The organism is Providencia sp. PROV119, assembly GCF_028482435.1.
Taxonomy (GTDB): domain Bacteria; phylum Pseudomonadota; class Gammaproteobacteria; order Enterobacterales; family Enterobacteriaceae; genus Providencia; species Providencia stuartii.
Genome location: NZ_JAMPQL010000026.1, coordinates 1 through 17,651, shown reverse-complemented (window position 1 = coordinate 17,651; position 17,651 = coordinate 1). Strand labels below are relative to the sequence as shown.

Annotated in this window: 18 protein-coding genes, 1 tRNA gene and 2 pseudogenes; 17 read left to right on the top strand and 4 right to left on the bottom strand. The window is 39.0% G+C overall.

All coding sequences use genetic code 11. The annotated features are described in order from the left end of the window. Nucleotides 1-9 precede the first annotated feature (9 nt). The 9 genes from PSF11_RS18120 to PSF11_RS18080 all read left to right on the top strand — a co-directional run bounded on the left by PSF11_RS18120 (nt 10) and on the right by PSF11_RS18080 (nt 5,539). Entirely contained in the window at nt 10-1,212 is a 1,203-nt protein-coding gene (locus PSF11_RS18120) for a PrgH/EprH family type III secretion apparatus protein (protein WP_072502626.1), read from the top strand. A gap of 11 nt (nt 1,213-1,223) precedes the next feature. Beyond that, on the top strand, nt 1,224-1,565 hold the full coding sequence (locus tag PSF11_RS18115) for a type III secretion apparatus needle protein (RefSeq protein WP_040132644.1): 342 nt from the start codon (nt 1,224-1,226) through the stop codon (nt 1,563-1,565). Between the two features lie 48 nt (nt 1,566-1,613). After that, nucleotides 1,614-1,916: a type III secretion system inner rod subunit SctI gene (gene sctI, locus PSF11_RS18110; RefSeq protein WP_004926354.1), complete on the top strand. Its 303-nt coding sequence runs from the start codon at nt 1,614-1,616 to the stop codon at nt 1,914-1,916. Nucleotides 1,917-1,919: 3 nt separating this feature from the next. Continuing rightward, a complete protein-coding gene (gene sctJ / locus PSF11_RS18105; RefSeq protein ID WP_004926218.1) occupies nt 1,920-2,681 on the top strand; it encodes a type III secretion system inner membrane ring lipoprotein SctJ in 762 nt (253 codons plus the stop codon). After that, nucleotides 2,665-3,219: a hypothetical protein gene (locus PSF11_RS18100; protein ID WP_053110278.1), complete on the top strand. Its 555-nt coding sequence runs from the start codon at nt 2,665-2,667 to the stop codon at nt 3,217-3,219. The genes sctJ and PSF11_RS18100 overlap by 17 nt, the downstream gene beginning before the upstream one ends. Continuing rightward, nucleotides 3,197-3,847, top strand: coding sequence for a hypothetical protein (locus tag PSF11_RS18095; RefSeq protein ID WP_014657101.1), 651 nt, complete (start codon nt 3,197-3,199; stop codon nt 3,845-3,847). Before PSF11_RS18100 ends, PSF11_RS18095 begins: the two co-directional genes overlap by 23 nt. Then, nucleotides 3,825-4,325: a hypothetical protein gene (locus PSF11_RS18090; RefSeq protein WP_072502627.1), complete on the top strand. Its 501-nt coding sequence runs from the start codon at nt 3,825-3,827 to the stop codon at nt 4,323-4,325. The genes PSF11_RS18095 and PSF11_RS18090 overlap by 23 nt, the downstream gene beginning before the upstream one ends. A gap of 330 nt (nt 4,326-4,655) precedes the next feature. Then, complete coding sequence (locus PSF11_RS18085) at nt 4,656-5,084, top strand: winged helix-turn-helix domain-containing protein (protein WP_004926207.1); 429 nt, start codon at nt 4,656-4,658, stop codon at nt 5,082-5,084. A gap of 17 nt (nt 5,085-5,101) precedes the next feature. After that, nucleotides 5,102-5,539: a YbaY family lipoprotein gene (locus PSF11_RS18080; RefSeq protein WP_072502628.1), complete on the top strand. Its 438-nt coding sequence runs from the start codon at nt 5,102-5,104 to the stop codon at nt 5,537-5,539. Nucleotides 5,540-5,554: 15 nt separating this feature from the next. On the opposite strand, the gene PSF11_RS18075 is transcribed toward PSF11_RS18080, so the two are convergent. Together PSF11_RS18075 and PSF11_RS18070 are read right to left on the bottom strand one after the other, a co-directional pair. Further along, entirely contained in the window at nt 5,555-7,072 is a 1,518-nt protein-coding gene (locus tag PSF11_RS18075; protein ID WP_053110279.1) for an MFS transporter, read from the bottom strand. A gap of 1 nt (nt 7,073) precedes the next feature. Then, nucleotides 7,074-8,156 (bottom strand): HlyD family secretion protein, encoded by a 1,083-nt coding sequence (locus tag PSF11_RS18070; RefSeq protein WP_072502629.1) that lies wholly within the window; start codon nt 8,154-8,156, stop codon nt 7,074-7,076. A 128-nt stretch (nt 8,157-8,284) separates the two neighbouring features. On the opposite strand from PSF11_RS18070, the gene PSF11_RS18065 reads away from it, so the two are divergent. From PSF11_RS18065 to PSF11_RS18040, 6 genes and pseudogenes are all read left to right on the top strand, one after another. After that, nucleotides 8,285-8,914 (top strand): TetR/AcrR family transcriptional regulator C-terminal domain-containing protein, encoded by a 630-nt coding sequence (locus PSF11_RS18065; RefSeq protein ID WP_072502630.1) that lies wholly within the window; start codon nt 8,285-8,287, stop codon nt 8,912-8,914. 321 nt (nt 8,915-9,235) lie between these two features. Continuing rightward, nucleotides 9,236-9,715, top strand: a complete 480-nt coding sequence (locus tag PSF11_RS18060; protein ID WP_014657106.1) for a cold-shock protein — start codon at nt 9,236-9,238, stop codon at nt 9,713-9,715. 43 nt (nt 9,716-9,758) lie between these two features. Then, complete coding sequence (locus PSF11_RS18055) at nt 9,759-10,499, top strand: MurR/RpiR family transcriptional regulator (RefSeq protein ID WP_004926190.1); 741 nt, start codon at nt 9,759-9,761, stop codon at nt 10,497-10,499. 471 nt (nt 10,500-10,970) lie between these two features. Further along, nucleotides 10,971-12,527, top strand: a complete 1,557-nt coding sequence (locus PSF11_RS18050; RefSeq protein ID WP_072502631.1) for a PTS transporter subunit EIIC — start codon at nt 10,971-10,973, stop codon at nt 12,525-12,527. Nucleotides 12,528-12,541: 14 nt separating this feature from the next. Further along, complete coding sequence (locus PSF11_RS18045) at nt 12,542-13,912, top strand: class-II fumarase/aspartase family protein (protein WP_004926185.1); 1,371 nt, start codon at nt 12,542-12,544, stop codon at nt 13,910-13,912. A gap of 247 nt (nt 13,913-14,159) precedes the next feature. Next, nucleotides 14,160-14,258: pseudogene (locus PSF11_RS18040) on the top strand (transposase); the annotation flags it as partial. Between the two features lie 5 nt (nt 14,259-14,263). On the opposite strand, the pseudogene PSF11_RS18035 reads toward PSF11_RS18040, so the two are convergent. Together PSF11_RS18035 and PSF11_RS18030 are read right to left on the bottom strand one after the other, a co-directional pair. After that, nucleotides 14,264-14,451: pseudogene (locus tag PSF11_RS18035) on the bottom strand (Arm DNA-binding domain-containing protein); the annotation flags it as partial. 142 nt (nt 14,452-14,593) lie between these two features. Continuing rightward, a tRNA-Sec gene (locus tag PSF11_RS18030) sits at nt 14,594-14,688 on the bottom strand. Between the two features lie 256 nt (nt 14,689-14,944). On the opposite strand from PSF11_RS18030, the gene prlC reads away from it, so the two are divergent. Both prlC and rsmJ read left to right on the top strand, forming a co-directional pair. Continuing rightward, a complete protein-coding gene (gene prlC / locus PSF11_RS18025; protein ID WP_072502632.1) occupies nt 14,945-16,987 on the top strand; it encodes an oligopeptidase A in 2,043 nt (680 codons plus the stop codon). Next, nucleotides 16,980-17,651: 16S rRNA (guanine(1516)-N(2))-methyltransferase RsmJ (gene rsmJ, locus PSF11_RS18020; protein WP_272526321.1), on the top strand; the 672-nt coding region annotated here is incomplete at its 3' end. The genes prlC and rsmJ, both read left to right, overlap by 8 nt.

The window sequence follows — 17,651 nt, the reverse complement described above, 5'->3', positions numbered from 1 at the left end:
ATTTACTTTATGAAAGATACAAATAGCCGCGCTTGTATAATGAAAATTGCTAGCGGCCCCATGAATGGACATGAGCTAATGTTAACTGCTGACGCTCATTTGATTGTTATTGACCCGAATGTTGAATACCACACGGAGGTCGATAATGATGGGCTTATGACTTACTATATCCCTAGTGAATCAATACATTACGAACTAGCTATCACAACAGAGGATGGTTCGAATGATCATATCAATGATGCCGATGAACCAATATTTTATCTTCATATCAATGATGGTATGAAATCAAAGTCTATTCCTATCCCCTTTCAAGAATTAATATTGGCCGACACATTTCCTATTGCAATAAAACCAATTAATGCACCATGGAACCTATCAACTCGTGAGCCTGCATTACCTGAAATTTGTATTGAAAATGACAGTCAACCTATGCTGGAATCCAAATTAACCAAGAAAAATTTTATTTTCTTTGGGCTATTTGTTTTAACTATTTTTTCAATAATTCTAGTTATTCAATACTACTCTGGAAATAATTCTTTAAAAAAGATAAACACTGTCGAAAACATTCTACAAGGCAGCCATTATCCCATCATTGTGACTCTGAACCAGCAAGGTGAAACCTTAATTTTAGTGCGAACTCAGCGTGACGTCGACTGGAGTATTCAACGCCTAAGAAAAGAGCATTATTCTGAAAAGTATCAGATAACAAAAATAGCTCATTTGGAAAGTGAAATTGAGAATAAAATTTCCGAAAACGTACCGAGTTTATTAAAGGTTGATTTAAGTAATCCTTGTCACCCTATTGTTAGAAAAGCCAATAAACAGGCAACCACTAAGGATGAAAAAATCATTAATAATATTATGAAAGGTTATCTTGGCTGCTATAAAAACAGTGAAATTTTGACCGTCAATTTAGACGAACTGATAAAAAAGGCGGAAATAGGATTAACAGAAAGTAACGTTCCGTGGAAACGAGTTGATAAAGATAATATGACCATATTTATTGTTCAAGGAAGTTTGGATGATAAACAGATATCGTCTACTGTTCGGCTCGCGGATCAATTTATTAATCAATGGGGAAATCAGCATATTCAGTTTTCAATTTCTCTGGCAACGAATCAACTAACAGGGAAATCATTTATCCGTAACGATCAGGGTTTTATTATTTTAGGCCATAACCATTGGTCGTTTAATTCAAACACAATTAATTAATGAGGTGATATATGTCAGATTCAGGTATTCCAGGTATTAATAAAGACACGGGTAATTGGGAGTCATCCGCATTCGAAACGCCGGTGGCTGGTGATAAAAACTGGGGAATGATGTATCGCAGTAGTGCGAATGTCAGTAACCGAGCCAAAGAGTTCGCCGATGAATTAAAAGACATACTTGATGGTAAGACGACAACACCTGATGGTAAGACGGTAAAGTTAGAAGTCGATAACCCACTGACTCTCGGAAAAATTACCGCTTTAAGTGGTAGCTACAATATGGCAAGACAGTTACAAAGCAACTTAATGAAATCCATTAAAGATACCGCTCAAGCCATTATCCGTAACGTTTAATTTCACAATAGAGCATCGCTTTGTGGGTGCTCTACCTTTTAGGAGCCTATGATGATACAGCCTATTAATCGATCCGTTTTCATGTCAATGATGTTAGATAATACTACTGACAGCGTATCGACTCAATCTCTTGAAAGTACGGTTAGATCTCTTTATGCACAATATTCTGTTGAAGTACAAAATAAAAAAGAGGCCCTTTTTCACCAAGCCGATACCATAGATGTTAGCAATCCCATTGATGTGATGAATATGCAAAATTCAATCGCCCAATACAGTTTAGGCCTCAATTTTGTGTCGACCCTCACCCATAAAGCCACAGGTGCTATTGATACTCTACTAAAAGCCCAATAAGTCATGAATACATTGAAGAAATTAATCCTAATTACCTTCGTCGGGTTATTGGCTGGGTGTGATAACCAACTCTTACTCAGTCATCTTAGCCAACGCCAGAGCAATGAAGTCCTAGCCATCTTACAAGAGCATGGCGTTGAAGCTTCACGTAAACAAGATAATAAACAAGGGGATTCTATAAAGGTATCGCCGCGTGACTTTGTGATCGCCGTAGATTTATTACGTCAATATAACTTACCGTCTAAAGACCCTGTGGAGATCATTCAGGCTTTCCCGGGAGACTCGCTGGTTGCTTCACCACAGGCGGAACGCACTCGACTGCTCTCCTTGATTGAACAACGCTTAGAGCAATCTCTATTAACGATCCCTGATGTTGTTAATGCGAGGGTGCATGTCAGTTACCCTCTGAATGGTAATACCCCGACTAAGCAGACGCAAAAAGTGTCTAGTTTAGTGACCTACTCTGGTAATGAAGACCCGAAATTGATGATGAATAAAATCAAACTATTCCTAACCAGTAGCTTTGCAGAAACCAATTATGACAATGTTTCTGTGGTGATTGTCAGCCGCCCACCTTTACAGCATCAAATTCGCACTGAACCTGAATCAATATTTAATCCTATTTGGGTTGCCATACTGACGCTCGGGGGAGCCGCTGTTCTTGGCCTAGCCATATTCCTTTGGCACCGCCAGCAATCATTGAAAAATAGAGATGATCAAGACAAGGCCGCTATAGAGGCAAAAATCGATGACACTATTGCATAATATTCATCCACTTCTGCAAGCAGATATCTTCTTAGCGCCGGGGAGTTATTTCCATTTAGAATACAGTGATGTTGATTATCATCGATTACCTGCAACGTTAAAAAAACTGCATAACCAGCAGTTGATCCAACAGTATCTTTTGCCTTGGCCTGATAGCACAACGGCACGGCTACCTCGTATTTTGTCGATGGAGTGGAATCAACTCCCAAAAGTCGCTCTCGGATTAGGGGCTATTTTACATTCAGGCGCGCTGCCTTGGTGGGGAGAGTTGGCGGCTTTTTCCGACTTACGCCACAAATACAGTGACCCACGCTGGCAGTGCACTGATAGAGAAAGCCCGACTCCCCAACATTTACTTGCGCTTGGGGCTGAACAACTTTTCGCCTATATCACTCCCTTCGGGCGTGCTTATACCGAGAGGTTAAAATATATGTTCAGCAATCAAACGTTAGCGCTAATCCCTTCATCGTTTAACGCGATGCTACCTTGGAATATCATTGAAGAAACTTGCCGTTATGTCAGAAAAAATACAGCCTGATATCCAACAAACCGCATGTGAAAAAGTATTGATTAAACATCATGCTACTCGTGCGTTTCGCTATGTGAAACAGATTGAACAACAAGCTCAACAGCAAGCCACAGAGCGTTATCAACAAGCTCAGCAACAGGTGGAACATATTCACAAAATTGCCTATCAGCAAGGCTACTCTGATGGCTTAAAACAACTCCTGTCTAAATTAATTGAAAGCATTGAGATCAGCGAAAAATGCTATCAACAAGCCGTGAATCAAAGCCAAGAAACGTTATTGCAGCAACTTTCTGCGCTTTTTCATGATCCACACTTACAAGAAATCATTGCTAAATACCTCATTCAGCAACAAGAGCGACGCCCCATCACACTGTATTTACCTGATAGGTTACAAAACATGTTTAACCATATCGAGGCGGGTCTAAAAATCTTACCCAGTGTAGAGGGGGATATTGCTTTAGAAATAGGTAATGAAGTCATTCATTTTTCCCCGACGATTGCCGCCGAGCAGACTTTGCCTCAAATATTATCCGTTTCAGCCCGCTGCCAAATTTTAGCAGAGAGAAAATCAGCCTATCAGCACATCATGGCTTTGATCGAACAAGGAGATTGTAATGATATCCCCACTAACGCTTAATAGACTCAACGTAGGAATGAATGAAAAAATATCAACAGGTTCGAATCGCCCCAATATTACAACCAAAGTGAGTGATGCGTGGCACACAAAATCTACCACCGTCAAACCGACAGCATCTCAAGAGCGCTATATTGTATTAACTGATGCTGAACATACCGAGATCAATCAATTATTAAGTCAATTAAAAATTGATGACACAAATAACGAAGCGCGCAGAGCCAATTTTTTGGTCTTGTATAAAAAACTCGCCAACTCAACGAATGAAGCAAAAGAGCGGTTTATTACTGGAGCAATGCAACGACTAAAAACTCCCGACGCATTTGCTGATCAAGAACAACTCAAAGCAACATTTGAAAAAACCTTATATCGAGTTAATGCAACTAACCTGATGACTCAGCCATTTATCAAGCAGATGAATGATAGTATCAGTAGTATTAGTCTAGAGGGTGACCAAGATGATGAGTTCAAATTTTATTAATCAATTAAATTCGTTATAGCACACTTAAAGCGTCACTCCTTTTAATATCCCCACCTTCTCATAGACTTAATATATTATTTTTATGTTAAGTCTTAACCCAAAACATTCCATAGAAAAATATAAAAAATCAATATACAAAATTGATATATATAGCGCGTCGTAAAGTTATAAATTAAGTCATCCTAAAAAAACAGAGAGTTTTTATTAAAAATCGTCTTTTTTTTATAAATATCTTATAGTGTGTCGTTTTTTTATATTGTGGCACGACGTATTGAACGTTAGGATATGGAAGAATAACTTGTCGATGAAATTATATTTACGGAAAATAATATGAATAATACTGAACAAATTGAACAAGAACCTCTTATTATTTTATCTGAACATGTTGTTTATGACCCACTTAAGCGAACCCTGTCTCGGGGGAAGAAAACGATTAATCTTTCAGAGAATGAATCATGCTTATTGAAATTATTACTGAATAAAACCAGCAGTAAACGAGAAATTATGTATGAGATCTGGGAAAAACGTGGAACAATTGTGACTGAAAGTAGTTATTACAAATTAGTCAGACAATTACGCCTCTCTTTCAAAAAAATGGAGCTTGATGAAAACCTAATTATGACGCTGCCTAGAGTCGGCATCCTCTATACGGGCACTAAATCGGAGGCTAGCCATGCGCTATTCAACCACCAAAAGAAAGGGGTTTATTCATATATTCAATGTTTCTTTCAAAAAGTATTTAATCGCACTATCTTATAAAGATAAAGAGTATCAATATGAAGATTATGAATTATAAACAAAGATTAAAAACATCAATATTTTCATTTATTCTCGCTTTTTTTCTATCTGGTTGTGTGAAAAAACCGCATAACCTTAGTAATAAAGAAAACGCAATCAGTTTACAAGGTAATATTTATTCCAAAAATATTGATATACCAAATGAATCGATTATTACTCTGTCATTTTCACCATTACAACAAAATGATAATGAAAATACTAAAAATGATAACTTTCAGTTTAAAACTAAAGAAGCTGGACGCACTATTGCATTTAGTGTTGCACTCCCTCCAGACATAAATATCAGAAAAAACAACTTAGGCATTAGTGCAAGGGTAGAAAAGAATAATGAGCTAATTATGATGACCGAGCAAATTAGCCCATTCCCTAAAAATAATACTGATAAAATTTCACTGACCGTTGTCGCGAACCAATAAATCACCTGTCATTTTTTATTTCCCCCCAGGGACGATGTTATTCTCTGGTGCGGGTTTTATAAACATTAATAAGGTTAATACTATGATAACAACCATTAATGTAATGGCGAAGCCATCAATGAATGAGCCAACATGAGCTTCTCTACTGATAAGAGACAAACTCATATTCACGCTATCCATTGTGGGTAATTTCTGTTCCCCAGTCTGAATAAAAGCTCTTTTTGCCTCAAAGTGTTCATCAAAAGAGATTCGTAAATAAGTGTTCATTAATGCGCCTGCTATTGCAGGCATCAATACGCGCGCAATAGAAATGTAGGCGCCTAAATTTAATGCATCTTGCGGCTTAATATTGACCACAAAAGAAGCAATTAAGCCAATGAGCACCAAGCACTCCCCAAAAGACTGCATGATCATTAATGGAATAAATTCATCAACTCGCCACTGATAATCAACCTGCATTCCCAATAGACTCGCGCCACCAATAATAGACACACCGATGATCATTAATAACCGCGAGTCCACCCGTCTAGCTAACCAAATTGCGATCGGGCTAAACAATAGGTATGAAATAAAAGCAATATTCGTCACTTCGCCTATCTGGTGAGGTTTTAATCCCCCAATTGTGATTAAAAATGAGGGAATAAACAACGAATTTGCTAGCATCAAAAAGCCGTATAAACAGGAAACGACAAAACAAAGAAATAAATTTCTATTCATTAACCAGCTGGGGTGAGCAAAAGTCTGCTTAAAAGAGAATGCACGAATAATAAAAATAGCAAAAAGAGCCACACTCGCGATTAAGCAAGCGGTGATCAAGCCTGAATCATACCAACCCAACATTTCACCTTGCACAACACCAATATACAGTAGAACCAAACTGACACTTTTCAGCGCCATGCCTCCCCAATCTGTTTGGGCCAAAAAATCATGGTTAATTCCGACTAATGGCATTCCCTTCCATGCAAAGATAAATATTAAACAGGCAAAACAAGCACAGACCCAATACATCCATTGCCAGCCAAAAATTTCAATAAAAGATCCTGAAATTCCGACCCCCGCATCCATCCCCAAAGAGACGCGCAAACTATACGCGGCCATAACGATTAACCAGACATTCTGTTGTAGGTTTCGTAAAGCCAATGAAATTGTCATCGGTAAATACACACCTAAACAAAAACCAATAACAAAATGGATCAAGACTAATGCAGTAAATAGATCCCCACCTTCCCCTATTAATGGAAAAGAGAGAAAGCTCACCAACAATACGGCACTGGTACTCATTAATATTTTTTCGGCACCCAGCACGACCATAAACCAAGGCGTCAATGTCATGCTGATTAATTGCGCAGCGTTTAAAGAGACATTAATCCATGTGCCTTCTTGTACATCTAACCCAAAAATGCCTCGAATATCCGCCAGTGATAAAGAGAACATGCGTACAAATAACGTCGACAATATCGCGCCGATAAATACGGATATCACAACAAAAAGTGGATTAGTTTCTTTGCTATTTTGCAATATTGCTAATCTCATCTCAGTCTCCTTGCAACTGCGTACTCTGAGTATCAATATTCACAATGACCGACATACCCGGACGCAACTTATCTATCGCCGATTGCTCTGATAATAAACTGATATAAACAGGGATCCTTTGGACGACCTTCGTAAAATTTCCGCTGCTATTATCTGCGGGAATTAAAGCGGACTCTCCGCTACTTTGTGCTCCAATATCACGCACTACGCCACTAAATTTCATATCAGGAAAAGCATCCACTGAAATGGCTACAGACTGCCCCGACTGGACATTTTTTAATTGGGTTTCTTTTAAATGAGCAATGACATAAGGCTGTGAACGCGGTGTGACGGTGACAATTTCGGTGCCTGGTGTTACCAAACTTCCTACATTCAGCTTAATTTTATTTAATTGCCCATCAAAAGGTGCAGTAATCGTCGCATACGAAATTTGCGTATTTGCTTGTTGATAATTGGCCAAGGCAATATCACGCTCTGCAAGACGAATATTCTCTTGTTGAGCTAAGAGTAATTTCGATTGTTTTGCTTGCTCCCATTCGGCTTTTGCGGCTTGTTCCAGTTTTATTAACCGCTGTAAATCTGAGTTCGCATCAAGGTAATTTTGAGAAGTGATCGCCCCACTTTTAATTAATTCTTTACGCAGTAAAGGACTACGCTGCATTTGAGAAACCTCAATACCTGCTGCTTTATAACGGTTCCATAATTTTTCAATGGTCAGGTCATACTCTTTAATTTCATCCGCAAGATTATTGAGTTGCTGCTGTGCTTTTTTATAGTTAGCTTTAGCAATCTGTTGATTTAACAACTCCTCTTGGTTGTTAATTTCTGCAATCACGTCTCCCTCACGGACATATTGATAATCCTCCACCAAAATACGTGAGATATACCCCGTCATTCTTGATTTCAGTATTGCAGAGTCCGATTTAATGTAGGCATTATTCGATTCTTGATAGCGTCGATTACTTTGCCACCGATCCCAATTGAGGGTCGTCATAGCAACTAATACGCCGACACACAACAGACTAACCCAAGGTGTTAATCCAATGATTTTTCTTGAAAATTGTTTAGTCTCATTTGTCGTCATTCTATGGACCTCTATACTTACACCGATTGGCAACGCAATAAATAACACCCGCAATCTAACATTGTTAGGTTGGATAAATATGTTAAACTAACATTGTTAGGGAATAAAGAGCTAAATGAGAATTATTTATGAAAACTCCAAAAATCACACGGTTACAAATACTTGAGACCGCGCTTCAACTTTTAGAAACAGAAGGTATTGATGGATTAACGATGCGCAAGCTTGCGGACGCACTGAATATCAAAGCCGCTTCACTTTATTGGCATTTCAACAATAAGTTATCGTTGGTCGAAGGCATGGCAGATCACATTGTTGCGGAGGTTGCACTCAATGAGTGCGATAGTGATGATTGGAAATCTAATTTACTGAAGATCACAACTCAGTTACGAAAAGCGCTCTTACAACACAGAGATGGCGCCCGTGTTTTCGCTGGGACCTATGCAATTTCAGATAATGTATTACGAATTAATAACGCATTAATCAAAACATTCGTACAGTCAGGAATGTCCGCCGACAAAGCAGCAAGCTGCACCATGACCGTGTTCTATTTTATTTTAGGGTGCTGTATTGAGCAGCAAGCGGCTCTCTTTTCTAACGGCAATGATCTACAAGAAAAATTAAATGAATTCAATAAATTATCGAATGATAAGTACCCATATACATGGGAAGCTAAAGCAACATTGTTTTCTGATAACTATGACCAACGCTTTATAGACGGGCTAAACCTCATCATTGGTGGCTTAGGAACATTGAAATAATTCCAAAAAATTCATTAAATGCCAAAAGCAGGCGGCGGTATTACAAAATACCAGCCGCTAAAAAATATCGATATAACTTAAAATAAAATCACAAAAAACCTGCCAAACCAGTATGGCAAGTTGATAATTTATCTATTTTGATTATTTAAAATACGTTATGTTACTTACTGGTATGTTAGGCGCCAATGAGTTGCTTAGCTGCACCTCAAATTATTTCGCATATAATAACTAATTTAGGTAACAAGCTAAATTAAAGGCATAGTTTGCACTATCATTGTGCTTTATACTGCAGTCTGTAATGAAACAATTGAATGGGCGGTAATGGCGATGAATGGAACAATCACAACGTGGTTTGAAGATAAAGGTTTTGGGTTTATCAAAGATGAAAACGGCGATAACCGCTATTTTCATGTGATTAAGGTCGCCAACCCTGATCTGATTAAGAAAAATGCAGCAGTCACCTTTGAGCCAACAACAAATAATAAAGGGTTATCGGCTTACGCGGTTAAAGTAATACCTGAAAGCAAGTATATTTATATTGCTGGTGAACGTATTAAGCTGACATCCATCAAGTCTTATGTGGTTTACAGTGAAGAAGTACCTGCTGATACAGGAATTAATAAAGAAAATGCTGTATTATCTGTAGGCGCTTTAATGAATAATATTAGGCCAAAATCAGACATTAAAGCGGGTGATATGCGCTCATTAAAAAAATTGGCGATCACCACGTTACATGGCACAACGCTGATCTTCTCAGAAGATGAAATAGATATTGATGAAACGGTAAAATTGATCAAATGACCGGTTTTTGATGCTGTTTTTATACTGAATAAGGCGGTAAGGTATGTTGGAATTTTTAAAAAATTACGATAACTTAACAATTAGCGAAAAAAAAGTATTAAAATATCTTACCGATAATATTACTGATATCCCTTATTTAAATATTAATGAATTAGTGGCTAAAACCTTTGTCTCAAAAACGGTGATCATTAACTTATCGCAAAAATTAGGGTTTAGTGGTTTTAAAGAGCTTAAATTTCAAATTAATAATTATATTCTCAGCAAAAATAAAACAGAAAAAATAAACCCGTCATCCTATAAAAAACAACTAGAAAGAAACATTAATAAAAGCTTTACATTGATAAATGAGGAGCAAATTGCTAATTGTGCCAAAACATTACGTCATTCTAGGAATATTTTTATTGTTGCTAGGGGAACGAGTAAAGCAGTAGGTTTTTATCTTGAACATATGCTGTTTGCACTGGGGCTACATTGCTTTTTTATTAATGATTACAACCTATCGGATTCATTCACACGCTTAGTGACCAAGGACGATACCGTGATTTTTATTTCTCTGTCTGGGGGAACAAAAAAAATCATTGAAACAGCGAAAATTGTCCAGTTAAAAGAGGCAAATATCATTAGTATGACAGCATTTCATACCAATGAGCTTACCAGCTATGCAGACAATACTCTATTTTGTTTTTCAGATAGTTATGACACTAAGATCGATGATACCAAGTCCAGAACTGGCTTTTTTATTTTAGTTGATTTATTGATCAATGAATTGGAGTATTTGCTTTAAAATAATCTGTACTCGTCATATTTCAAACTGCAATGCTTCTCGTTAAAGTATGGTGACTACGTTGATTTGTTACTTATCTATATCTCGAATCACTAAAGTATAAATAAAGTTAAATTAAAATTTTTTTATCTAAAGAAATGCCTATGTATTGTTTATTATATCCACTTAACTTAAATAATTTTAACCATTATTTAATGTGAGCAACAATATTATTCCTACATTATTTAGAATAATTTCCTCTCATATTGGAAAAAATAAAATGACCTAGGTCATAATTAATGACCTAAGATAATATTTAAAACCGAAACATCATTTATTTTACTCGATCTCCAGTGCTAGTATCCCTTTTATACTCGTCATACTTCTAGTTGCAGCGTTTTCTAAGCGCATAACGATTTTTTGGCTTGTCGCTTAGCTGCACCTCGAATTATTTAGAATATATTTTATATTCGAAGTCATAAGGAAAAAAATATGGCCAAAAAAAAGTTCGGTGAATCAATTCAACGTTTTGGGAGAACCTTACTTCTTCCAATCGGTGTTTTGGCACCCATTGGTATGATTTTGGGTATCAGCGGTGCTTTAGTTCAATCCTATATGATAGCTCGGTTTCCTTTTCTGGGGAATGAAACCGTTAATGCGTTATTAGTCAGTATCCGTTCAATTGCAGGTGTTATTTTTGACAATATCCCGCTCCTTTTCGCAATGGGGGTGGCTTATGGCATGAGCTTAAAAGATAAAGGCATTGCTGTTTTTGCCTCTGTCGTTGGCTACCTAACATTAATCATAACCATTAATGTCTGGCTAGTACTGACAGGTAAGCTTGCGGATCCTGCCGTTATGACTCAGGTTGGGCAAATTAAGGTGTTAGGCATACAAACCATGAATATTAGCGCCGCGGGCGGGATAATCACTGGGTTAATTGCTGCTTGGGCCACCGATAAATTCTATAACCTTGAGTTACCGACTGCATTTGCCTTCTTCTCAGGTAAAAAATCAGTATCGATTATTATGATTGGTTTAATGATCGCAGTGGGTGCAATCTTACCTTTTATTTGGGAAATTTTGGTTCTTGGCTTGATGAAATTATCAGCCGTGATCCTCAGCCCAGTCGGCCCATTCTTTACGGCAGGTGGTGAACGACTCTTTATTCCATTTGGCTTACACCATGTTTGGAACGTTTTATTTAGATTTACAGAAGCAGGCGGCTCTTACGTTATTGATGGGCAAACTTTTGTCGGTGTTGTTCCTGCAATGACGGAAGTGTTATTCAAACAAGGACCAAACAGTGAATACTGGGCAATGATGCCAAGCCTGACACGTTTTATGGCTCAACAGCAGATGTTAGTGACCTTGTTCTTATTCCCTGCTATTGCCTTAGCCATCTATAAAACATCCAAAAAAGAGAATCGTGCTGAAGTTAAATCAATGTTAGTTACCATGGTATTAACCGCCATATTAGGTAACGTGACTGAACCGTTAGAATTTACCTTCGTCTTTATCGCACCTCTTTTATATTTAGTTTATGCAATCATTGTTGGGATTGGTGCAGTTCTACTCTCTTTAGCGGGTGTTGCAATCGGCTATATCCGGGGAACAATATTTGACTTCACTATCTTTGGCTTGCTGTATGAACATACGAACTGGATCTTCTTAGTGATTATCGGAAGCTGTTTAGCTGTTGTCACTTACTTTATCTTCTACTGGGCAATCATCAAATTTGATATCAAAACACCGGGCAGAGAAGAATCAAGTAATTTGAAAAATACCTTAATTAAAGAAAAGCGTTATGGCGAGGTTGCAGAAATACTGATCAATGCATTAGGTGGAAAACAAAACATTCGTAATGTTGATAACTGTATTACCCGTATGCGTATTGACGTCGCAGAAGTGAATCAAATTGATAAAGATTTAATGTTGGAGTCTGGTTGTACTGCATTCTTCTTCCCATCGGCAAACCATGTCCATGTTGTCTATGGTCCAAAAGTTGAGTTTGTTCGTAATGCTGTTGATGAAGCAATGAAGAAATAAAGAAGGGATACAAAATGAGAGCGTTATACGATTCTAAAAGTAAAACTATTGATGACCGTGGAATAAAAGACCTGTTATCGAATGAAGCCAAATATTCAACTTGGTTAATGTTTGAATCAATGCTAGCTCAGGCTCAAGCCGAACTTGGTTTTATTCCTCAATCGGCAGCGGATGAAATTAAAGAAAAAGCAGTTATCGAGAATATTGATTTCGAAGAAATGAACCGTATTTATCAAAAAATCGGTCATGGCTTTGTACCTTTTTTAAAAGTACTGGTGAATGCTTGTTCCGAAGAGAGCGGTAAATATATTCATTATGGAATTACCACGCAGAATATACAACAAAGTTCACAGCTGTATATGATGAAGACGGTACATCATAAGTTTATGTTGCTGCTCGGCGAGATCATTGAAAACTTATCTAATTTAGCATTGAAAACCAAATCGATGGTCATGCCGGGAAGGACCCATGGTCGCCATGCGATCCCGATTACCTATGGATATAAGGTTTCTGTCTGGATCAGTGACTTCATTGACTGTTATCAGCGCATGCAAGAGTGTGAAAAGCGTGTATTTACTATCATGATGGGCGGCGCTGTTGGGGCATTTAACTCCATGCCAGGTGTAGGTTTAGAGGTACAAAAAAGAGTTGCCGAATTAGTAGGCATGGAAGCGATGGAAGTACCATCAAGAAACCTGAGTACCCATAAATTAGAATATATGGCTAACTTAGCGTTGATGGCTAATATCTGTCATAAAATTGGTGAAGAAGTCTATAGCACAACATTGGAAGAAATCGCTGAGGTTTCGGAAGGGTTTACTAAAGGCACCGTGGGTAGCAGTACCATGCCACATAAAATTAACCCTAAATTAGCCAAAGGGATCATTGCTAACTCACAGAAATTATATTCCTTGCCAAGTGTGGGTATGTACTCTGCGGTGAGACCATATGAAGGGGATAGCAGTTCATACATGTTGTTTGATGGCTTGATTGAAGAAGCATTAGAGCTTACTACGGAGATCTTGTTGAGAACTGAAGAGCTGTCTAGAACGATTGTGCCTCATGAAGAAAGAATGCTACATAACGTCCTCAGAAATAAAGGATTAGATAATACTGAATACGTTATGATGAAGATGGCTGAAAAATTGGGTAAAGATAAAGCTCACTCACTACTCTATGAGGAAGCGATTAAAACCGCTGCTGATGGTGAGGATTTTTATACTAACTTAACTAAGAATGAGATCATTTCCGCGGCATTTAGCAATGATGAAATCAAAGAAATGTTAGACCCTCGAGCTTATATTGGTTTGTCTGTTGAAATCGCCGAGAAAGAAGCAAAACGTGGATTTGCTACTGCGCAAAAGATTCAACAACATTATAAATAAACCATAATGTTAATAATAAATAATATATTAAATATTATTTAAATTTCTAATAGATATGGCCGTCTTTATATTTATAGATAAAGATGGCCAATCATCACTTAAAATTCACACTGGCTATATTATTCAAACGCTTGTCCATGTAGCATACCACCACATCATTTCCCTGCCCCCATCCATATATGTCCACTTCCCTTAAAATAAGACAGCGATAATTAGAGTTTCTGCCCTAAAATTTGCAGAGATCATGATGAAAAAAGCTCGTTTTACTGAAACTCAAATCGTTAATATTTTAAAACTCGCTGATTCAGGTATGAAAGTCGAAGATATCTGTCGCCAAAATGGGCTTCATATTTCACACGCTTCAGCAAGCGTCACGATAGGCAATACACCAAAAGCGAATCTTTTTCTTTACCACTAAAGCGCTACTTCATTCTCCAGTAGCATGAGTCTTTCGTTGTAACTTCAAGGCATAAGCCACCACCATCAAAGAGTTTATATGGCTTCTCTTTAGGCTTTGCAGCCTCTACCTGACGGGTGGTTTATGTCATTGGGGCACCTCATATGCCCCCACAATCCTATTGATTTGGGGTGAGCTGAGCTGGCATCCGTTAAATTGAAAGTGGATTAATAATTGATATTTAAGGGATTAGCTGATTTTTGTGGCGGTGTATTGAACTTGAGTGGCGGAAGATCACAGGAGTCGAACCTGCCCGGGACTGCTGGCAGCCCCAACTGGATTTGAAATCCAGCCGCCTCACCGGAGACGACGATCTTCCTTATCTGTAGAGGCTTGATTATAGCCCGAATACTCTATTTTCCAAAGCCTATGAAATCAAATAGTCACATTTATTGATAAAGATTAAGCACAAAAAACGTTATCTTGTATTGAGGTTTTCATTTCCGCCCCCATATAATTTTACATATTCACAGTGGCGTGCTGCTTTCGTTAAGTTGAGGGTCAGCCGTTTAACTTATTGTCAATACAGTAAGCCTTGGCCTACGAGCGCAAGCCTGCTATCACAGGATGTTTATATGACAAACCCATTATTAACCGATTCTGTACTACCTCATTTTACTAAAATTGAACCTGAACACGTCTTTCCTGCGGTTCAACAAGTCCTGACTGAATATCGTCAAACTGTCGAAAATATCCTGTCAGCCACTCATCAATATACTTGGGATAACCTATGCCAACCGCTTGAAGAAGCAAGCGATAAACTATCCCGTGTATGGTCACCCGTTGGGCATCTTCATTCCGTCAAAAATAGCCCAGAACTGCGTGAAGCTTATGAAAAATGCCTACCATTACTCTCTGAATTCAGCACTTGGATGGGTCAACATGAACCTCTCTATCTGGCGTATAAATCCCTAAAAGATAGTGCACAATTTGCTTCACTCAGCCAATCCCAGAAAAAATCGATTGAAAATACGCTGCGCGACTTCGAATTGTCAGGCATTGGTCTACCACCTGAAAAACAACAGCGCTACGGTGAAATTGTTGCCCGTTTGTCAGAAATCGCCTCTAAATTCAGCAACAATGTCCTTGATGCGACAATGGGCTGGACCAAATTAATTAAAGATGAAAGCGAACTGGCTGGTATGCCTGAAAGCGCTATCGCGGCAGCAAAAGCAATGGCTGAATCCAAAGGTGAAGAAGGCTATTTACTCACTCTGGATATGCCAAGTTACTTACCTGTAATGACTTATGCAGATAACGCTGAGCTACGCCGCGAGATGAGTTATGCCTATAGCACTCGTGCTTCCGATCAGGGTCCGAATGCAGGCAAATGGGATAACAGTGAACTTATCGATGAATTGATGGCACTGCGTCATGAACTCGCTCAATTGCTTGGTTTTAAAAACTTTGCTGAAAAGTCACTCGCAACAAAAATGGCTGAATCGCCAGAGCAAGTATTAGACTTCTTAACCAATTTAGCTGAACGAGCTCATCAACAAGGTAAGGATGAATTAGCGGAACTCACCGCATTTGCGAAAGAACATTATGGCGTCGATAAGCTCGAATCTTGGGATATTGCTTATTACAGCGAAAAACAGAAGCAGCACAAATTCTCACTGAGTGATGAGCAACTGCGCCCTTACTTCCCAGAGCAACGTGTTATTGAAGGTCTGTTTGAAGTCGTTCATCGTATTTATGGTTTAACAGCCAAAGAGCGCAAAGATGTTGAAACATGGCACCCCGATGTGCGTTTCTTTGAGCTATATGATGACACCAACACATTGCGCGGTAGCTTCTACCTTGACCTATACGCGCGTGAGCACAAACGTGGCGGTGCGTGGATGGATGATTGTGCAGGTAGAATGGTTCATAAAGATGGCTCGCTACAAAACCCTGTCGCTTATCTGACTTGTAACTTCAACAAACCACTTGGTGATAAACCCGCTTTATTCACTCATGATGAAGTGATCACCCTATTCCACGAATTTGGTCATGGCCTGCACCATATGCTGACAAAAATCGATGTCGCCGATGTTGCGGGTATCAATGGTGTACCTTGGGATGCCGTTGAATTACCAAGCCAATTTATGGAAAACTGGTGCTGGGAGCCTGAGGCGCTTGAGTTTATCTCTGGACACTATGAAACGGGTGAGCCATTACCACGCGCAATGCTTGATAGCATGTTGGCAGCGAAAAACTACCAATCTGCCATGTTTGTTCTGCGTCAGTTGGAGTTTGGTTTATTTGATTTCCGCTTACATGCTGAATATGACCCAGCGAAAGGCGCGCAAGTCATGCCAACCTTATATGCGGTAAAAGAAAAAGTAGCCGTTGTTCCATCACCTGAATGGAGCCGTTTCCCACATGCCTTCAGCCATATCTTTGCGGGTGGTTATGCTGCGGGGTATTACAGCTATTTATGGGCAGATGTACTTGCGGCAGACGCCTATTCACGCTTTGCGGAAGAAGGTATTTTTAACCGCGAAACTGGGCGATCATTCCTCGACAATATCCTCAGTCGTGGTGGTTCAGAAGAGCCAATGGTACTGTTTGAACGTTTCCGTGGCCGTAAGCCTGAGCTGGATGCAATGTTGAAGAGCTATGGTATCAATGGCTGATCACATCAAGATCCAATTGATCTGTGAAGAGGGTGCCGATCAAGGCGCCCTATCTCAACTTGCTGAAAAATGGAATCTTATCCATTGTCCTGATGCCATTATGGCGCTGGTTCTGACACCTGAGAATTTGCAATTACGCAAAATGGATGAACCAAAACTAGGGGGGATTTTTGTCGATTTTGTTTCAGGGGCAATGGCGCACCGACGTAAATTTGGTGGCGGCCGTGGTGAAGCTGTTGCCAAAGCTGTTGGGATCAAAAAAGATTATTTACCCGATGTAATTGATGCGACTGCTGGTCTTGGGCGTGATGCTTTTGTGTTAGCGGCGCTAGGTTGTCAGGTACGTATGTTTGAACGTCATCCTGTTGTTGCCGCGCTGTTAGATGATGGACTACAACGTGGTTATCAAGATAGCGAAATTGGCGAGTGGCTAAAACAACGTATGTCGTTAATCCATGCCTCGAGTATTACTGCATTAGCCAATATCACAACACCGCCTGATGTTATTTATCTCGACCCAATGTATCCACACCGCCAAAAAAGTGCATTAGTCAAAAAAGAGATGCGTGTTTTTCAATCATTGGTAGGGGCTGATGATGATGCCGATTCTTTATTGGCTCCCGCTTTAGCCTTAGCTAAACGTCGTGTCGTTGTGAAGCGACCA